Consider the following 16,637-nt stretch of genomic DNA (forward strand, 5'->3'; position numbering starts at 1 on the left):
CAAATTTCTCATATTAACTCTGGAGAAATTATGATTAATGTCATGTTTTGCTGAAATCACGCGGTATTTGTGAGGAGTTATTAACTATTTCGATATAGTTCTTTTTTCTTTTTAGTATTAATGAGCCATGAAAATTTTTACACTTTCTTTTATTGAATTTTATTAATTGATTTATATTTACAGCTTCATTTTTGAAGCTATGATTCATTTAGAAACTTCCCCACTTAAGGTTTCTTTAATTATTCCCCAAAAGATAGCTTCTGTTTCAAACCAGTGATTTATTATGTCTTGGTATGTAGTAATAACAAAGCCTAAGTCTGAAATTAGAGTGGCTAAAACTCTAAAGGAAATGGGAATTGAGGTCTTTTGTCCCGTAATAGAAGAAGTACGACAATGGAGTGATCGTAAAAAGAAGTTCACTGTTCCTTTATTTCGAACATATATTTTTGTGAAGTTATTAGAAAAGGATCGTTCTATAGTTTTTGATGTGCCAGGGGTCGTAAAATATTTATTTTGGTTAGGAAAGCCGGCTAAAGTTCGTCAAAATGAAATTGAAATGATCAAAGAGTGGTTGGGCAATGAAACCATCAATAATATTAGAGTTTCACAATATAAACCGGGTGAAAATTTCAAGATTAAAAAAGGAGCTTTTAAAGATAAAACGGCTTTTGTTCAGGAGATAAATAAAACAAAATTAAAGCTTGTTCTGCCAGATTTAGGAATATTTTTAACTGCTGATATTAATGAAGTTATTTGAATTAATGAATATCACATTATTCTGAATTTAACTATTTAATTAATGAATATTTCTTGATAACACCGGAGTCTTTTTAAATATATAGCAATAGTAAAAAAAATGTTAAATTTTAGTTTTGTTGAATTAACATTTATTTATAGGTTAGTGTACTCTAAATAAATAGTTTTGGAGCTCGGTTTAACTAAAGGTTGAATCGATTTTACACATAAAATACAGCTTCTTTTTTATATGAATTGAAGTTTCGAATAAACTACTTGGGAGATTTAAATCTGTGACTCTTGCGGCGAAGCCGTATAAAATTTTATCTTTAAAGTAAAATAATCAGTTAAAGTATGGGTGCTACTTATCATGTTGTATTAACCGGGGGGGTGGGAAGCCGTTTATGGCCACTATCCAGAAAATCCAGACCTAAACAATATTTAGAAATCTTTAAGAATGATTCTTTATTTGAGCTTGCTGTTAAGCGAAATCAGAAATTTTCTGATGGATTGATAGTGGTGGGAAATAAAGATAATCGCAATCTTTCAATTAAAAGTCTGGAAAAACTTGGAGTTAATAATTATTATGAAATAGTTGAAGCCACTCCTCGAAATACTGCTCCAGCTATTGCCTTTGCAGCATTTCAGGTAAAACCAGATGATATATTGGTGGTGACACCTGCCGATCATATTATCAAGGCAGATCAATTTTATGATAAAGCAGTTTCTAAGGCTATAGAGTTAGCTAAATCAGATAATATTGTAACATTTGGTGTAAAACCAACTAGGCCAGAAACTGGTTATGGGTATATTGAAAGTGATGGACAATCGGTACTTTCTTTCCGCGAAAAGCCCAACTTAGAGACCGCAAAAGATTTTCTGCATAAAGGTAATTTTTTATGGAATAGCGGAATGTTTTGCTTTAAAGCAGGGGTGTTTTTATCAGAACTTCAAAAATATGAACCCGAGGTGTATAATAATTCTAAGGAGGCTTTTGAAAAGGCGAATGATGGGATGCTTGATGAGGAATTGTCGATGCAAATCCCTTCTATAAGCGTCGATTATGCTGTAATGGAACGTAGTGAATTAATAAAGGTGGTTAATGCTGAATTCGACTGGAGCGACATGGGTAGCTTTGAAGCGGTATATGATTACTTTTTAGAGTCTGGTTATCCTGTAGATGAATATGGGAATATGGTTATTGGCTGCGATAAATTTACCGCTTTTGTTGGATTGAAAAATTGTATTTTCATAAATACTGATGATGCTATTTTGATTTTGTCGAAAAAAGCTTCGCAAGATGTAAAAGGGGTTTATCAACAACTGGTAGATAAAAATTCACCTTTAATCCAATAGAAATATTTAATTCTGCTTTTATTTTTAAGTTGCTAGCTTCTTAAGTAGAATAGATTAATATGAGTAATATTATTCCCCATAAATATGAAATTTCTGTTTCCGAACGAGCTTCTTTAAAAGGTCAGAAGCCTATTGCAGTATGGTTTAGCGGTCTTTCAGGATCTGGTAAATCTACCTTGGCTAATCTGCTGGAGAAAAAACTTTTTTCCGAAGGTTTTCATACGTACACATTGGACGGGGATAATATGAGGTGTGGACTCAATAGAGATCTAGGATTTGATCAAGAATCCAGAAATGAAAACATTAGAAGAATAGCTGAAGTTTGTAAATTGTTTTTGGATAGTGGTTTAATTGTGATTGCTGCATTTATAACCCCTAAAAAAATTGATCGGAACATTATAAAATCAACTCTTGGTGATGCATGTATAGAGATTTTTGTTGATACGCCAATAGAGATTTGTGAGAAAAGAGATGTTAAAGGTCTATATAAAAAGGCAAGGCAGGGAGAGATAAGAAATTTTACAGGAGTTACCTGTGAGTTTGAGAAGCCTACAGCACCAGATTTGCATGTAGAAACTCAAAAGGAAGAAATAGAAGAAAGCATTCGGAGAATATTTCAGTATATTCACGACCGAATAATTGAAAAATGATATGAAGAAGTATTATCTGAATTATTTAGATGAACTTGAATCGGAAGCAATTTATGTTTTACGAGAAGTCTGGGCTCAATTTGATAATCCGGTAATCTTATTTTCCGGTGGCAAAGACTCGATTCTTGTGACTCATTTAGCAAAAAAAGCGTTCTATCCAAGTAAAATACCGTTCTCGCTATTGCATGTGGATACTGGGCATAACTTTCCAGAGACCATTGCTTTTCGTGATGATCTAGTGGAGAAATTAGGCGTTAATCTTTTGGTTGGTTCTGTTCAGGAATCTATAAACCAAGGCCGGGTGCAGGAAGAAAAGGGTAAAAATGCAACTCGTAATGCATTACAAATTACCACTCTGCTCGATGCTATTGAGGCTAATAAGATTGATTGTGCCATAGGTGGTGGGAGAAGAGATGAAGAAAAGGCTAGGGCTAAAGAACGATTTTTTTCGCATAGAGACGATTTTGGACAATGGGATCCTAAAAATCAACGTCCGGAATTATGGAATCTCCTTAATGGAAAGCATTTTGAAGGAGAACATTTTAGGGCATTTCCAATAAGTAATTGGACTGAAATGGATGTTTGGAATTATATAAAACGTGAAAATATTCAAATCCCATCTTTATATTTCGCTCATGAGAGAGAGGTGGTTTGGAGAAACAATTCTTGGATTCCGGTTTCGGATTTTTTGAAATTGGAAGAGCATGAAGAAATTTTATCTAAGAAAATAAGATTTAGAACACTAGGAGACATCACAATTACTGGAGGCATAGAGTCTGATGCAGATACACTGGAAAAAATTGCAGAAGAGGTTTCTACCATGCGCAAGACAGAACGGGGCGATCGATCTGACGATAAGCGCTCAGAAACGGCTATGGAAGACAGAAAAAAACAGGGTTATTTTTAAATAAATGGGTCTTAGACCTTAAGATACAAGTTACTATGGAAATTAGTAATAATCAATTATTACGATTTACAACCGCAGGTAGTGTAGACGACGGTAAAAGTACCTTGATAGGAAGGCTTTTATACGATTCAAAATCTATATTTGAAGATCAATTAGCTTCCGTTACAGAGACGAGCTCTAAAAAGGGACATGACGGCGTCGATCTTGCTCTTTTTACGGATGGGCTTAAAGATGAAAGAGAACAGGGGATTACCATAGATGTTGCATATCGCTATTTTACTACTCCCAAAAGGAAGTTTATAATAGCAGATACACCCGGTCATATTCAGTATACAAGAAATATGGTGACAGGAGCTTCGACAGCTAATGCAGCGGTGATTCTTATTGATGCCAGAAACGGCGTTATCGAGCAAACAAAAAGACATTCTTTTATAGCTTCGCTATTAAATATTCCACATCTTGTGGTATGTGTAAATAAAATGGATCTTGTTGATTTTTCTGAAGAGGCTTTTAATAAAATTACGGCTCAATTTGAAGAATTTAGTAGTAAGTTATTAATGAAAGATGTGCGGTTTATTCCAATTAGCGCTTTAGAAGGAGATAATGTTGTGAATAAATCAGAAAATATGAACTGGTATGCTGGTGGTACTCTTTTAAACGTTCTTGAGACACTTCATATTAGTAGCGATATTAATAAGATAGATGCTAGATTTCCTGTTCAAACAGTTCTAAGACCGCAATCTGAGGAGTTTAGGGATTATAGAGGATACGCTGGTAGAATCGCTAGCGGAATTTATAGAAAAGGAGATGAAGTAGCTGTTTTACCTTCAGGATTTACTTCAAAAATTAAGTCCATCAATACAGGTGATATTGAAGTTGAAGAAGCTTTTGCTCCAATGTCTGTTTCGATTACCTTGGAAGATGATATAGATATTAGCCGAGGAGATATGATCGTGAAAAAAAATAATCAGCCGGAACCTTCTCAAGAGTTTGATGTGATGTTATGCTGGTTAAATAATGAGGCTGCGAAGCCACGTGCTAAATATCTAATTCAGCATACTTCGAATGAGGAAAGAGCAATGATTAAATCTGTGGTTTATAAGATAGATATCAATTCTTATGACCGTGAGGAAGGTGATGATAGCTTGAATATGAATGATATTGCTCGAGTGAAGATTCGGGCTACAAGAAGATTAATGATCGATTCTTATCGTGATAATAGAAATACCGGAAGCATCATTCTAATTGATGAAGGAACTAATGAAACTGTAGCTGCAGGAATGATTGTTTAATTTGGAAAATCAGTATTTAGAGATAGCAATTAAGGCAAGTTTTAAAGCGGCCAAAAAGGTAATGTCAATTTATAATGAAGGAGGCTTCGATGTAGAGTTTAAATCGGATAATTCACCTTTAACCCGAGCCGATAAAGCTGCGCACAGAATTATAAAAGAAGAGCTGGAAAAAACAGGAATTCCAATTCTTTCTGAAGAAGGAAAACATTTGTCTTACGAGGAGAGAAAAGATTGGGAGAAGCTTTGGATTGTAGATCCAATAGATGGTACTAAAGAGTTTATCAAAAAAAGTGGAGAGTTTACCATAAATATCGCTTTGATCGAACAACAAAAACCAGTGTTGGGTGTTGTATATGCTCCGGCCTTAAAGGTAATTTATTGGGGATCAAAGTCAGGATCATACAAATTAGCTAATGTTACATGTTTCGATGATTTTCAGAGTAGTTTTAAAAATAAACAGAAACTTCCTTTAAAATCTGATACAAAGAATTTTACAATTGCAGCAAGTAAATCTCATTTGACAGAAAAAACTAAAAATTTTATTGAAAAGCAAAGAAGAGAATACCCTAATGTAGAGGTTATTTCTAAAGGAAGTTCTTTAAAAATCTGTATGGTGGCTGAAGGTGTTTTGGATTGCTATCCAAGATTTGGCACGACTATGGAATGGGATACCGCCGCAGGACACGCTGTTTGTTCTTATGCACATGCCGAAATACAGGATTGGAATCAAATACCACTATTATATAATAAAAAAGATTTAAGGAACAGTGACTTTATATGTGTTTCTGCTCATTCATAAAGTAATCAACTAAAATATTATAAATGAAAATTAAGAATATCTGCTGTATAGGAGCTGGTTATGTTGGTGGGCCAACTATGTCAGTTATTGCTCAAAAATGCCCGGAAATTAATGTAACCGTAGTAGATCTTAATGAAAAAAGAATTGCTGCCTGGAACGATGAAGATGTGAATAATATTCCTATTTATGAGCCCGGTTTATCTGAAATAGTAGAGGAAGCCAGAGGTAGAAATCTATTTTTTTCTACTGAAGTGGATCAGGCGATCGATAAAGCAGATATGATTTTTATTTCGGTTAATACACCAACAAAGACCTATGGTATAGGTAAGGGAATGGCAGCTGATCTAAAGTGGATAGAATTATGTGCACGTCAAATTGCAAGGGTTGCTACTTCAGATAAAATTGTTGTTGAAAAATCTACCTTACCCGTTAGAACGGCTCAGGCATTAAAAAATATCCTTGAAAATACTGGGAATGGCGTTAATTTTCAAATTTTATCAAACCCTGAATTTTTAGCAGAAGGAACGGCAGTAGATGATTTATTAAATCCGGATAGGGTTTTAATTGGTGGCGAGATTGATACTGAAAAGGGTAGAGAAGCAATGCAAGCTTTAGTTGATGTGTATGGACATTGGGTGCCTCAAACCAATATCCTAACCACAAATGTTTGGTCTTCGGAATTATCGAAATTAACGGCTAACGCTTTTCTGGCACAACGAGTGTCTAGTATAAATGCAATGTCTGAACTTTGTGAAAAGACAGGTGCAGATGTGAATGAAGTAGCGAAAGCTGTAGGCATGGATACTAGAATTGGGCCCAAATTTCTTAAAGCTTCTGTAGGCTTTGGAGGATCTTGTTTTCAGAAAGATATTCTTAATCTCGTCTATATTTCTAAGTCTTTCGGTTTAAATGAAGTGGCTGATTATTGGGAGCAGGTGATTATCATGAATGATCATCAAAAAAGACGTTTTGCTGCTAACATTGTAAAGACACTTTATAATACAGTATCAGGAAAGAAAATTGCAATGCTAGGATGGGCTTTCAAAAAAGATACTAACGATACAAGAGAGGCTGCATCTATCTATGTCGCAGATTATCTTTTAAATGAACAGGCAGAAATTGTTGTATACGATCCTAAAGTAACTGCTGAACAAATTTATGCTGATTTGGCTTATCTAGGTTCAAGGTCTGATGAAGAAAACCGCAAACTTGTTAAAGTTGTAAATACTGCTGAAGCAGCCTGTAATGATGCTCATGCAATAGCACTGATGACAGAGTGGGATGAATTCAAAACTTTAGATTGGAAAGAAATTTATGAAAATATGCTTAAACCTGCTTTCCTTTTCGATGGAAGAAAATTATTGAGTAATAAAGAAATGGAAGATTTAGGATTTAAATTTTATGCGATTGGAAATTAATTCAATTGTTAAAAAAAGAAATTAAAATAATGATTGTTATGGATAAAACTGCTAAAATTTATATTGCAGGTCATCGTGGAATGGTAGGTGGCGCTATATGGAGAACTTTAGAAAATAAAGGCTATTCTAATTTGATAGGAAAAACTAGTAAAGAGCTTGATCTTAGAGATCAAAAGCAAGTCGCTGACTTTATTTCAAAAGAAAAGCCGGATGTTATTATAGACGCCGCAGCAAGAGTTGGTGGGATTTTAGCAAACAATGATTATCCATACCAATTTATTATGGAGAATATGCAAATCCAAAACAATCTAATTAATGCAGCACATGAACTAGATGTTGAAAAATTTGTATTCCTAGGAAGTTCTTGTATTTATCCTAAGTTAGCTCCGCAGCCATTAAAAGAAGAATATTTGCTTACTGGACCTTTGGAAGCTACTAATGAATGGTATGCGATTGCAAAGATTACGGGTGTAAAGACCTGCCAGGCAATACGCAAACAGTTTAATAAAGATTTTGTTAGTTTGATGCCTACCAATTTATATGGAACGCACGATAACTTTGATCTTAAAACTTCACATGTTTTACCTGCAATGATTCGTAAATTTCATGAAGCAAAAGAAAATGGAAATGCGCCAGTTACTTTATGGGGTAGTGGGACACCAATGAGAGAATTTTTATTTGTTGATGATATGGCTGAAAGTATTGTTTTTGCACTTGAGAATAAACTACCTGAACATTTATATAATATAGGTACCGGTATCGATATCACCATTAAAGAACTGGCGGAAACAATACAAAGAAGCGTTGGTCATACAGGTGATATTTTTTGGGATAGTTCGAAGCCAGATGGAACACCTCGTAAATTAATGGACGTTTCCAAAATGCATAATTTGGGGTGGAAACATAAAGTAGATCTAGAAGAAGGAATAGAGAGAACGTATCGATGGTTTCTTGAAAATATAGAGAACTTTAAGGAAGTAAAATTATAACGATTTAACAATCTAAACTAATACTTAAAATTTTAATTATGAAAGTCGCATTAATCACGGGTATTACAGGTCAGGATGGATCTTATTTAGCTGAGTTATTATTAGAAAAGGGCTATATGGTTCATGGTATCAAAAGAAGAGCTTCCTTATTTAATACTGATAGGATTGATCATTTGTATCAGGATCCACATGATCCAGAACAAAAGTTAAAGTTGCACTATGGTGATCTAACAGATTCTATGAATCTAACCCGTATTATACAGGAAACGCAACCTGATGAGATCTATAATTTGGGAGCGATGTCTCATGTTAAAGTGTCTTTTGACTCTCCGGAGTATGTAGGTAATGTAGATGGATTAGGGACTCTAAGAATTTTAGAAGCAGTGCGCTTATTAGGGCTAGAGAAAAAAACAAGAATTTACCAGGCTTCTACTTCTGAACTTTACGGCGGTTTACCGGAAAATAAAAATGCAAATGGCTTCTATGATGAAACATGTCCTTTTTATCCAAGGTCTCCTTACGGAGTAGCTAAAATTTACGGCTTTTGGATTACTAAGAATTACCGTGAAGCTTATGATATGTATGCTTGTAACGGAATCCTGTTTAATCACGAATCTCCGCGACGAGGTGAAACTTTTGTGACCCGAAAGATTACTCGAGCTGTAGCAAAAATAGCCCTTGGTTTACAGGATAAAATATATTTGGGGAATTTAGAAGCTCAACGAGATTGGGGACATGCTAAAGATTATGTGCGTATGATGTGGATGATATTGCAAGCTGAAAAAGCAGAAGACTGGGTAATTGCCACTGGGGTGACTACCACGGTTAGAGAATTTGTTCGTATGGCTTTTGAAGAAGTTGGGATTGAGTTAGATTTTAAAGGTAAAGGAGTTGATGAAAAAGCTTATGTTGTATCCTGTAAAGGCGAATATAAAGTCGAGATTGGAAAAGAAGTATTGTCGGTAGATCCTTCATATTTCCGTCCAACAGAGGTAGATTTATTGTTAGGAGATCCTTCTAAAGCAAAAGAAAAGCTGGGTTGGGTGCCGGAATATGATCTAAAAGGATTAGTGAAAGATATGATGAAAGGGGACATAAAGTTGATGAAAAGAGATGTAGATCTTTTAAAAGCAGGGCATAAAATTTTAAAACAGGTTGAGTAAAAGTAAAACTTTCTTTTTTTTCAAAATTTGAATTGAAAGAAAGTTTAGATGCGAATATGTTAGTAACCAAAGTTTTATTATTTGATTTTTTTCTAAATGTCCATAGCTAATAGGGTAATAAAAAATACAGGTTTTTTGTATGCCAAGATGGGGATAACTATGTTTATCTCATTGTACACTACAAGGTTGATTCTTAATGCTTTGGGGGTTACGGATTTTGGTATCTTCAATGTGGTTGGCGGAGCAATTGCAATGTTAGGTTTTCTACATGCTGCAATGGCGGGAGCTACACAGAGGTTTATGTCTTTTTATGAGGGCAAAGGAGATATAAATATGCAAAAGCGTATTTTTAATATCAGTTTTGTTCTTCATTTTTGTATAGCTTTATTTGTTGGAATATTGTTATTGTGTGCTGGATATTTTTTTTTTAGGGAATTTTTGACTATACCGGAAGAACGGATCTATGCCGCTAAGGTCGTATTTGGCTGTTTAATTATTAGTACAATGTTTACGGTCATGAGTGTGCCTTATGAAGCAATTCTTAACTCTCATGAAAATATGCTATATTATTCAATTGTAGGCGTTATAGAATCAGTATTAAAATTAACAGTTGCAATTTATGTTGTCTATACAGAAGCTGACAAATTGATAGTTTACGGAGTATTAATGGCAATTATACCAATTATCATTCTTACTGTCATGAGAATTTATTGTCATAAGAAATATGAAGAATGTACTATTTCTATTAAGAGATATTGGGATTATGTCTTTATGAAAGAAATGACAAGTTTTGCAGGATTCAATCTTTTAGGAGCTTCAAGTTCGATGATTACTCAGTATGGTTTTGGAGTAGTTTTGAATAGTTTTTTTGGACCTGTATTAAATGCAGCACAGGGAGTTGCTAATCAAATATCTGGGCAGCTTATGGTATTCTCTAATAATATGATGAAAGCCGTAAATCCCGTAATTTCAAAAAGTGAAGGGGAAGGTAATAGAGCTCTAATGCTAGATACTTCATTGATAAGCTGTAAATTTTCATATTTACTTTTAGCTTTTTTTGCTATACCTTTTATCATAGAAACTGAATTTATTTTAAAAGTTTGGTTAAAAAATATTCCAGAATGGGCAGTATTATTTGTTCGTTTGCAATTGTTGAAATCTTTAGTTGAACAATTAACTTTTATGATTAGTAGGACAGTAGTTGCACAGGGTAATATAAAAACATACACTATTGTAAAAAGTATAATAAATATTCTGCCAATAATTATCACTTATATTTTATTTAATTATGGCAGTCCACCTTATGTTCTATATATAGTTTGGATATTTTTTTGGGGTATTTTGGGTGGCTATGCAAACATTTTCTTTTCCCGTAAATTGTGTGATCTTAAATATAGTAGTTATTTTTTTAAAGTCTTTTGGCCCGTTAGTGTTATTTCATTATTGATGATAGTATCAGGGTTTTCAATAAATATCTTGTTAGATAGAGGTGTTTTGAGATTGTTATTAGTAGGATTACTCACTACAGTCACTTTCTTGTTAGTTTATTATTTCTTTTTTATAACTCAGATGGAAAAGAATATGTTAAGGAATGTAAAAAATAAAATAATTAAGTTTAAAAAATAGCTATTGACGAAATGAAATTAATTAACATAAAAAATATAATTCTTGATAAATTAAATATTATATATTTCTTATCTAGTTTCTTATCAAGCAAAGGGTATATTTATATATCATTTGCTATACCTAGGTTCAAAAAAGATAATTATAATTGGGGAGATGATATTAATTTTGAGATTGGAGAAATAATTTCTGGTAAAAAAGTGATTCCATATCGTTATAGGATTTTTAATAGTAATAATTACTTATTTATTGGTAGCGTTATACAATGGTATTGCAATTCAAACTCAGTAATATGGGGAGCAGGTTTGTTGCATGAAGTTGGAAAATTAGAAAAACCTAAAAAAGTCTTAGCTGTAAGAGGCCCTTTGACTAGATATGAACTTTTAAAATGTGGGATTGATTGTCCAGAAGTATATGGTGATCCTGCTTTAATTCTACCAAGAATCTATTATCCAAAGTTTAGGAAAAAGTACAAGATAGGACTAATTTTACATTACTCAGAGCTTAACAAAGTACAGGTCGAACTTCCATATGGTTATTCCAAAGAGGATGTACTCTTTATTAATATTTCAAATTACGGAAAATGGACAAATTTTATTGATGAAATCTTATCTTGTGAAGCTATTTTATCTAGCTCTCTTCATGGGGTGATTGTTTCAGAAGCATACAATGTACCAAATCTATGGACTGCATTTGGCTTTCACCTAGCTTCTAAGAAATCTTACTTTAAGTATAATGACTTCTATCTTTCGATAAATAAATCTATAAATGAGCCCTATTTTTATGATAATATTAGGAAGATTGACAATCTTTCAAAATATATAATGGATGAATGGGAGACTCCGGAAATAGATTTAGAACCTTTGATTTCTGCATGCCCATTTGATGATATAAATAAAGTTTTATTACCAAACAGCTTTTGATGATAAAAATAAAAGATATTCTTCCCTTTTTTATTATTGTAATTACTTTTATTTCTGTCAATCAATGGAGTGCTTTACCCTTGTCTAATGTAATGATTGAATGGTTTATTGCATTTCTTACTATTATAACAGTAATTGTTTATACTAGAAATGCAACTCTATCTATGCCTAGTAGGTATTTTCCTATGTTGTACTTATATTTTGGATGGTTAATTTTTGAAGTAATAAGGGGAGGAATTATAGCTGATGGCTATTGGGAGTATAAACAACTGATAGCAGGTTCTTTAGCTCTTTCTATTCCCGTATTCGTTTTCCCTTATTCCAATCCTTTGATTCTAGGGTACACTTTGAGAAAGTGGATGAAATATGCTTTTCCTGCGTTTTTTATATTTTTTATTTGGGTACTTAAATCTGGTAATTACCATTTTTATTTGGGGCCTGTAATTTTGCTCTGTTGTTTTTTGCCAGTACTTAAAAAAAAGTGGAGAATCATTTTTATCATTTTGTTATTGGTGATGATGTTTTCAGATCTTGGGGCACGAAGTCAAGTGATTAAATCTTTCGTAGTTCTAATACTGAATTTTGTCTATGTATTTTACAGAGTGTTATCTTTAAAATTTATAAAATATATATATGTTTTTTGTTGTTTTATACCGTTCATTTTAATTGCTTTAGGCGTTACGGGTCATTTTAATGTATTTAAAGATATTTACAGCGATGACGATTATACACAGCAAAAAATTGTAAATGGGAAAACTGTTACAGAAGATCTGTCCGCGGATACGCGAACTTTATTATACAGTGAAGTTATAAGCTCAGCAATAAAAAATAGATATGTAATCATTGGAAGGACTCCAGCTCGAGGCAACGATTCTAAAGTTTTGGGTGATAAAATTTCTCAAGCTGTCGAAACCAATCATCAAGAGAGGCATTACAATGAAATGGTTTTTCCAAATGTCTTTACATGGCTAGGGCTGATTGGTTTAACTCTCTATTTTTTAATATATATTAGGAGTGGTTATTTAGCTATTTATAGATCTAATAATATTTATTTAAAAGTTTTAGGTCTTTTTATAGGTTTCCATATTATATATGGTTGGGTTGAAGACTTTAATAAATTTGATATAATGAATATTTCTTTGTGGATGGCAATAGCTATGGGATATTCAGAGGAATTGAGAAGGATGAATAACAAAGAATTCGGTTTGTGGATAAATACCATATTTAGATGAAAAAAATTGTTTGGTTAAGTAATGTATCTTTTTCTAAAGAGCTTATAAGAGCTACAGGTGGTTGGTTACAACCATTAGCAATGAAATTGAACCATACCGGTAGTTTTAAAATGTATAATTTAGCATTAGGTAATAAAGCTGAGGAATACGATGTAGATGGTATTTCGCAAATAGTAATCCTTAAAAAATCGGATAAAGCTCTTTCATTGGAGGTAAAGTCTATTTTAGATAAAATAAAGCCTGATTTAGTGCATATATGGGGAACCGAAGGAATATGGGCAGCAATTTATAAAAATGGGTTTATAAGTTTTAAAACAATAATAGACATACAGGGGCTCTTATTTGCTTATACTCAATTTTATTATGGAGGCTTAAGTTATTTGGAAATTTTTAAAACCATTACAATTAAGGAGTTAATTATGCCTAATCGTATTTTAACTCAAAGGAAAAATAAATTTAGAGAACGAGGATATGAAGAAGTGGAAGCTTTAAAATGTTTTAAGCATATTTCTTATCAATCAATTTGGGTGAAAAATCATGTTCAATACATTAATTCAAAGGCTAATCTTTATGCTACTAAAATACTCTTGAGAGATTCTTTTTATTCTTCTCCGAAATGGAAATTTAAAAAGAATAAAGGTTCTCCAGTTATTTTTTCTTCGAGCTCCGCTGCTGTTTCGTATAAAGGTATTCATGTTTTGATTAAAGCTACGAAATTTTTAAAAAGACAATATCCTAATGTTAAGCTTAGGCTCGCTGGAAACCTAATGGTTGGTAATAAAATGATTGACGGCTATTCCCTTTTTTTAAAATCTTTAGTTGATAAAAACGATTTGAAGGATAATGTTTTCTATACGGGATCATTATCTGAAAAGGAAATAGTAAAGGAATTATTAGCTTGTGATGTTTGTGTAGTACCATCTTTTGTAGAAACTTATTGTCTAGCATTTGCTGAGGCGATGATCTTAGGGGTTCCCGTAGTAGCTTCTTATGCTGGTGCTATGCCTGAGCTTGCACAGGATCGTAAAGAAGCACTTTTTTATAACTCTAGGGATGTGGTGGCATGTGCTTCAATGATCGCTCAATTAATAGAAGATGAAAAGTTGGCTAGCGATATTTCAAAATATGCAATTAAAAGGCGCGAATTGGAAAATGCTCCTGAGTTAGTATTAGAAAATCAAATTCAAATTTATAATCAATTAATTTAATTCTTTCAATCTAAGATTTTCCAAATTTAGTTACATAAATTAAAAAGTACCGTTTTGTATTATTTATATAAAATAACATTAAAAATAAGATCAATTTTTACCAGAAAACTGGAGAAATTAATAACGATTTATCTTTTTAAAGGTAACAGAATTGATTATAAAACATTTAGAACAAGAGGAATTCCTTACACGATGGTAGCTAAAAATGGAAGGTTTTCTATAGATGAAAATTTCGCTATGAATAATGGAATAAAAGGTAATCCTATAGGATACTATAATAGATGTACTTTTTTCGTAAACCATCATGCAGAATTAATTATAGGTAAGAATGTTGGTATTTCGCAAACAGCATTGATTTGTCACCATAAAATCACTATTTGTGATAATGTGAAGATAGGAGGAGGAGTGAAAATTTTTGATACGGATTTTCATTCCTTAGATCCAAAAATTAGAGCTAGTAAAGAAGACGTTTTTCATAAGGCTGTAGCACCAGTTATTATAAAGGAAAATGCTTTTTTGGGTGCAGGGGCAATGATCTTAAAAGGAGTTACCGTAGGAGAAAATTCAATAGTTGGAGCATATTCTCTAGTTACTAAAGATATTCCGGATAATCAGATATGGGGTGGCAATCCCGCTAAATTTATTAAAAATGTGTAGATGAAAACTGTAGCGGCTATACTAACTGTATTTAATAGAAAAGAGAAAACGCTTGAATGCCTAGAAAAGCTTTATAATCAGCAAATACCTGAGGCTTATGAGTTGGAAACCTTTATGGTGGATGATGGTTGTACCGATGGAACACCTGATGCAGTAGCTGAAAATTTTCCAATGGTAAAAATAATAAAAGGTTCTGGAGATTTGTTTTGGAACCGAGGTATGCATTTGGGTTGGAAAGCTGCAGTAACACATAAGAAATATGACTTTTATTTATGGTTAAATGATGATACCTTTCTTTTTGAAGGAGCATTGAATACAATGCTCAAGAATTCAGAAAGTAAAGGGAACACTGCTATTATATGTGGAACTACTCAAAATACTGATGGTACAAAATTAAGCTATGGAGGAAGTTTGCCAGGTAAAGGTATATTAGAGCCTTCAAATCAGCTAAGGGAATGCAGTTATATGAATGGTAACTTTGTTTTAGTGCCTGAATATGTATATAATAAGATAGGTTTAATTGATCCTGTATTCAGGCACAGTATGGGAGATCTGGATTACGGACTGAGGGCAAAAAAGAAGGGAATCAAAATTTTTGTCGCCTCACAAATCATTGGTGTTTGCGATAATCATGAAACACAACCAAAGTGGTGTCTGCCAGAGACCCCAATAATAAAAAGGTACAAATCCTTATATTCCCCGTTAGCCAATAGTCATCCTTATTATTTTTATATATATGAGCTAAGGCATTACGGCATTTTTATAGCTACCAAACATTTTTTTTCAATTCATCTCAGAGCTACATTCCCTAAATTATGGAAAATATAATAAATGTATTTCAGTCCGATTCTCAGGAAGTAAATGAATATTATAGAAATAATCCCAACTTTATTATTCAATTTTCGCAGATAGATGACCCTGCTGTTAAGAGAGAAAGCAAACCTTATTGTGCTATTTATTTTAGTAGCCATGATATTTATTATCCAAATCATCCAGAAGCATTTAAAAAGCAATTAGTCGACCGTAATCGCTTTGAATGGTATGGTACACGTATAGAAAAAGCGGAAAAGCATATTTTTGTAAGAGATATTAAAAAGCAATGGTATTTAAATGGAATAAACAAAGAACTAAATTCTATTGAAAAGCTTTATGAAATGCTAAAAGTAGAAACAAAAGGGTATGAAGTGGTAACAGTGGGTAGTTCTGCTGGAGGATATGCTGCTATACTTTTTGGGCAGCTATTAAAGGCAGGATCTATATTTTCATTTAATGGTCAAACGCAATTGTATGATCTTTTAGAAACTTCTAATGAATCTAAAAATCCTATTGTTTTTCGTAAGAAATATGATTCTTCAGTGAATTCATATTTTTCATTGAAAAAATATATTTCATCTCCTGAAAACATTTTTTATTTCTATTCCAATAAAAGTGATTGGGATCTCATTCAATATGAGCATATAAAACATTTAGATATGCATTTTTTTGGTTTTAAAACCTCTCATCATGGTATTCCATTTGTGAAAGTAAGTATTCCCAAAGTAATTAATCTTGAAAGTGAAAAATTACAAAGCCTAGCAAAAGAAAGTCATAGTCCTATTTTTTTTTCGGTCAAATTAAATGGTTTAAGAAAGGTGAGCCTATTTTTATTTAAGCAAATCAAAAGGAAATTAAGAAATAGGTATTGA

Annotated in this window: 16 protein-coding genes; all 16 read left to right on the forward strand. The window is 32.8% G+C overall.

The window, feature by feature from the left end:
• Nucleotides 1-283 precede the first annotated feature (283 nt).
• The 16 genes from PBT91_RS01550 to PBT91_RS01625 all read left to right on the forward strand — a co-directional run bounded on the left by PBT91_RS01550 (nt 284) and on the right by PBT91_RS01625 (nt 16,637).
• A complete protein-coding gene (locus tag PBT91_RS01550) occupies nt 284-757 on the forward strand; it encodes a UpxY family transcription antiterminator (RefSeq protein WP_270060056.1) in 474 nt (157 codons plus the stop codon).
• Nucleotides 758-1,089: 332 nt separating this feature from the next.
• Nucleotides 1,090-2,091: a mannose-1-phosphate guanylyltransferase gene (locus PBT91_RS01555; RefSeq protein ID WP_270060057.1), complete on the forward strand. Its 1,002-nt coding sequence runs from the start codon at nt 1,090-1,092 to the stop codon at nt 2,089-2,091.
• A 59-nt stretch (nt 2,092-2,150) separates the two neighbouring features.
• The gene (gene cysC / locus PBT91_RS01560; RefSeq protein ID WP_270060058.1) at nt 2,151-2,741 is read left to right on the forward strand and encodes an adenylyl-sulfate kinase; all 591 of its coding nucleotides are present in this window, start codon (nt 2,151-2,153) and stop codon (nt 2,739-2,741) included.
• Nucleotide 2,742: 1 nt separating this feature from the next.
• Nucleotides 2,743-3,648 carry a sulfate adenylyltransferase subunit CysD gene (gene cysD, locus PBT91_RS01565; RefSeq protein ID WP_270060059.1) on the forward strand — a complete coding sequence of 302 codons (906 nt, stop codon included), beginning with the start codon at nt 2,743-2,745 and terminating at the stop codon, nt 3,646-3,648.
• A 35-nt stretch (nt 3,649-3,683) separates the two neighbouring features.
• A complete protein-coding gene (gene cysN, locus PBT91_RS01570; RefSeq protein WP_270060060.1) occupies nt 3,684-4,940 on the forward strand; it encodes a sulfate adenylyltransferase subunit CysN in 1,257 nt (418 codons plus the stop codon).
• A gap of 61 nt (nt 4,941-5,001) precedes the next feature.
• Nucleotides 5,002-5,739 carry a 3'(2'),5'-bisphosphate nucleotidase CysQ gene (gene cysQ / locus PBT91_RS01575; protein ID WP_270060061.1) on the forward strand — a complete coding sequence of 246 codons (738 nt, stop codon included), beginning with the start codon at nt 5,002-5,004 and terminating at the stop codon, nt 5,737-5,739.
• Between the two features lie 23 nt (nt 5,740-5,762).
• Nucleotides 5,763-7,157 (forward strand): nucleotide sugar dehydrogenase, encoded by a 1,395-nt coding sequence (locus PBT91_RS01580; RefSeq protein WP_270060062.1) that lies wholly within the window; start codon nt 5,763-5,765, stop codon nt 7,155-7,157.
• Nucleotides 7,158-7,195: 38 nt separating this feature from the next.
• On the forward strand, nt 7,196-8,146 hold the full coding sequence (locus PBT91_RS01585; protein WP_270060063.1) for a GDP-L-fucose synthase family protein: 951 nt from the start codon (nt 7,196-7,198) through the stop codon (nt 8,144-8,146).
• A 38-nt stretch (nt 8,147-8,184) separates the two neighbouring features.
• Nucleotides 8,185-9,309: a GDP-mannose 4,6-dehydratase gene (gene gmd, locus PBT91_RS01590; protein ID WP_270060064.1), complete on the forward strand. Its 1,125-nt coding sequence runs from the start codon at nt 8,185-8,187 to the stop codon at nt 9,307-9,309.
• A 96-nt stretch (nt 9,310-9,405) separates the two neighbouring features.
• Nucleotides 9,406-10,935, forward strand: a complete 1,530-nt coding sequence (locus tag PBT91_RS01595) for an MATE family efflux transporter (protein WP_270060065.1) — start codon at nt 9,406-9,408, stop codon at nt 10,933-10,935.
• 11 nt (nt 10,936-10,946) lie between these two features.
• Nucleotides 10,947-11,855: a polysaccharide pyruvyl transferase family protein gene (locus PBT91_RS01600; RefSeq protein ID WP_270060066.1), complete on the forward strand. Its 909-nt coding sequence runs from the start codon at nt 10,947-10,949 to the stop codon at nt 11,853-11,855.
• Complete coding sequence (locus PBT91_RS01605; RefSeq protein WP_270060067.1) at nt 11,855-13,087, forward strand: hypothetical protein; 1,233 nt, start codon at nt 11,855-11,857, stop codon at nt 13,085-13,087. Before PBT91_RS01600 ends, PBT91_RS01605 begins: the two co-directional genes overlap by 1 nt.
• Nucleotides 13,084-14,295, forward strand: coding sequence for a glycosyltransferase family 4 protein (locus tag PBT91_RS01610; protein ID WP_270060068.1), 1,212 nt, complete (start codon nt 13,084-13,086; stop codon nt 14,293-14,295). Before PBT91_RS01605 ends, PBT91_RS01610 begins: the two co-directional genes overlap by 4 nt.
• A 54-nt stretch (nt 14,296-14,349) precedes the next feature.
• Nucleotides 14,350-14,952 carry an acyltransferase gene (locus tag PBT91_RS01615; protein ID WP_270060069.1) on the forward strand — a complete coding sequence of 201 codons (603 nt, stop codon included), beginning with the start codon at nt 14,350-14,352 and terminating at the stop codon, nt 14,950-14,952.
• The gene (locus PBT91_RS01620) at nt 14,953-15,780 is read left to right on the forward strand and encodes a glycosyltransferase family 2 protein (protein WP_270060070.1); all 828 of its coding nucleotides are present in this window, start codon (nt 14,953-14,955) and stop codon (nt 15,778-15,780) included.
• Entirely contained in the window at nt 15,768-16,637 is an 870-nt protein-coding gene (locus tag PBT91_RS01625) for a hypothetical protein (RefSeq protein ID WP_270060071.1), read from the forward strand. Before PBT91_RS01620 ends, PBT91_RS01625 begins: the two co-directional genes overlap by 13 nt.

This window comes from Zunongwangia sp. HGR-M22, from assembly GCF_027594425.1.
Lineage (GTDB): Bacteria > Bacteroidota > Bacteroidia > Flavobacteriales > Flavobacteriaceae > Zunongwangia.

Bases quoted from the DNA above. Each gene is read 5' to 3' on its own strand.
- PBT91_RS01550 (WP_270060056.1), top strand. From the start codon at position 284: ATGTCTTGGTATGTAGTAATAACAAAGCCTAAGTCTGAAATTAGAGTG.
- PBT91_RS01555 (WP_270060057.1), top strand. From the start codon at position 1,090: ATGGGTGCTACTTATCATGTTGTATTAACCGGGGGGGTGGGAAGCCGT.
- cysC (WP_270060058.1), top strand. From the start codon at position 2,151: ATGAGTAATATTATTCCCCATAAATATGAAATTTCTGTTTCCGAACGA.
- cysD (WP_270060059.1), top strand. From the start codon at position 2,743: ATGAAGAAGTATTATCTGAATTATTTAGATGAACTTGAATCGGAAGCA.
- cysN (WP_270060060.1), top strand. From the start codon at position 3,684: ATGGAAATTAGTAATAATCAATTATTACGATTTACAACCGCAGGTAGT.
- cysQ (WP_270060061.1), top strand. From the start codon at position 5,002: ATGTCAATTTATAATGAAGGAGGCTTCGATGTAGAGTTTAAATCGGAT.
- PBT91_RS01580 (WP_270060062.1), top strand. From the start codon at position 5,763: ATGAAAATTAAGAATATCTGCTGTATAGGAGCTGGTTATGTTGGTGGG.
- PBT91_RS01585 (WP_270060063.1), top strand. From the start codon at position 7,196: ATGGATAAAACTGCTAAAATTTATATTGCAGGTCATCGTGGAATGGTA.
- gmd (WP_270060064.1), top strand. From the start codon at position 8,185: ATGAAAGTCGCATTAATCACGGGTATTACAGGTCAGGATGGATCTTAT.
- PBT91_RS01595 (WP_270060065.1), top strand. From the start codon at position 9,406: ATGTCCATAGCTAATAGGGTAATAAAAAATACAGGTTTTTTGTATGCC.
- PBT91_RS01600 (WP_270060066.1), top strand. From the start codon at position 10,947: ATGAAATTAATTAACATAAAAAATATAATTCTTGATAAATTAAATATT.
- PBT91_RS01605 (WP_270060067.1), top strand. From the start codon at position 11,855: ATGATAAAAATAAAAGATATTCTTCCCTTTTTTATTATTGTAATTACT.
- PBT91_RS01610 (WP_270060068.1), top strand. From the start codon at position 13,084: ATGAAAAAAATTGTTTGGTTAAGTAATGTATCTTTTTCTAAAGAGCTT.
- PBT91_RS01620 (WP_270060070.1), top strand. From the start codon at position 14,953: ATGAAAACTGTAGCGGCTATACTAACTGTATTTAATAGAAAAGAGAAA.
- PBT91_RS01625 (WP_270060071.1), top strand. From the start codon at position 15,768: ATGGAAAATATAATAAATGTATTTCAGTCCGATTCTCAGGAAGTAAAT.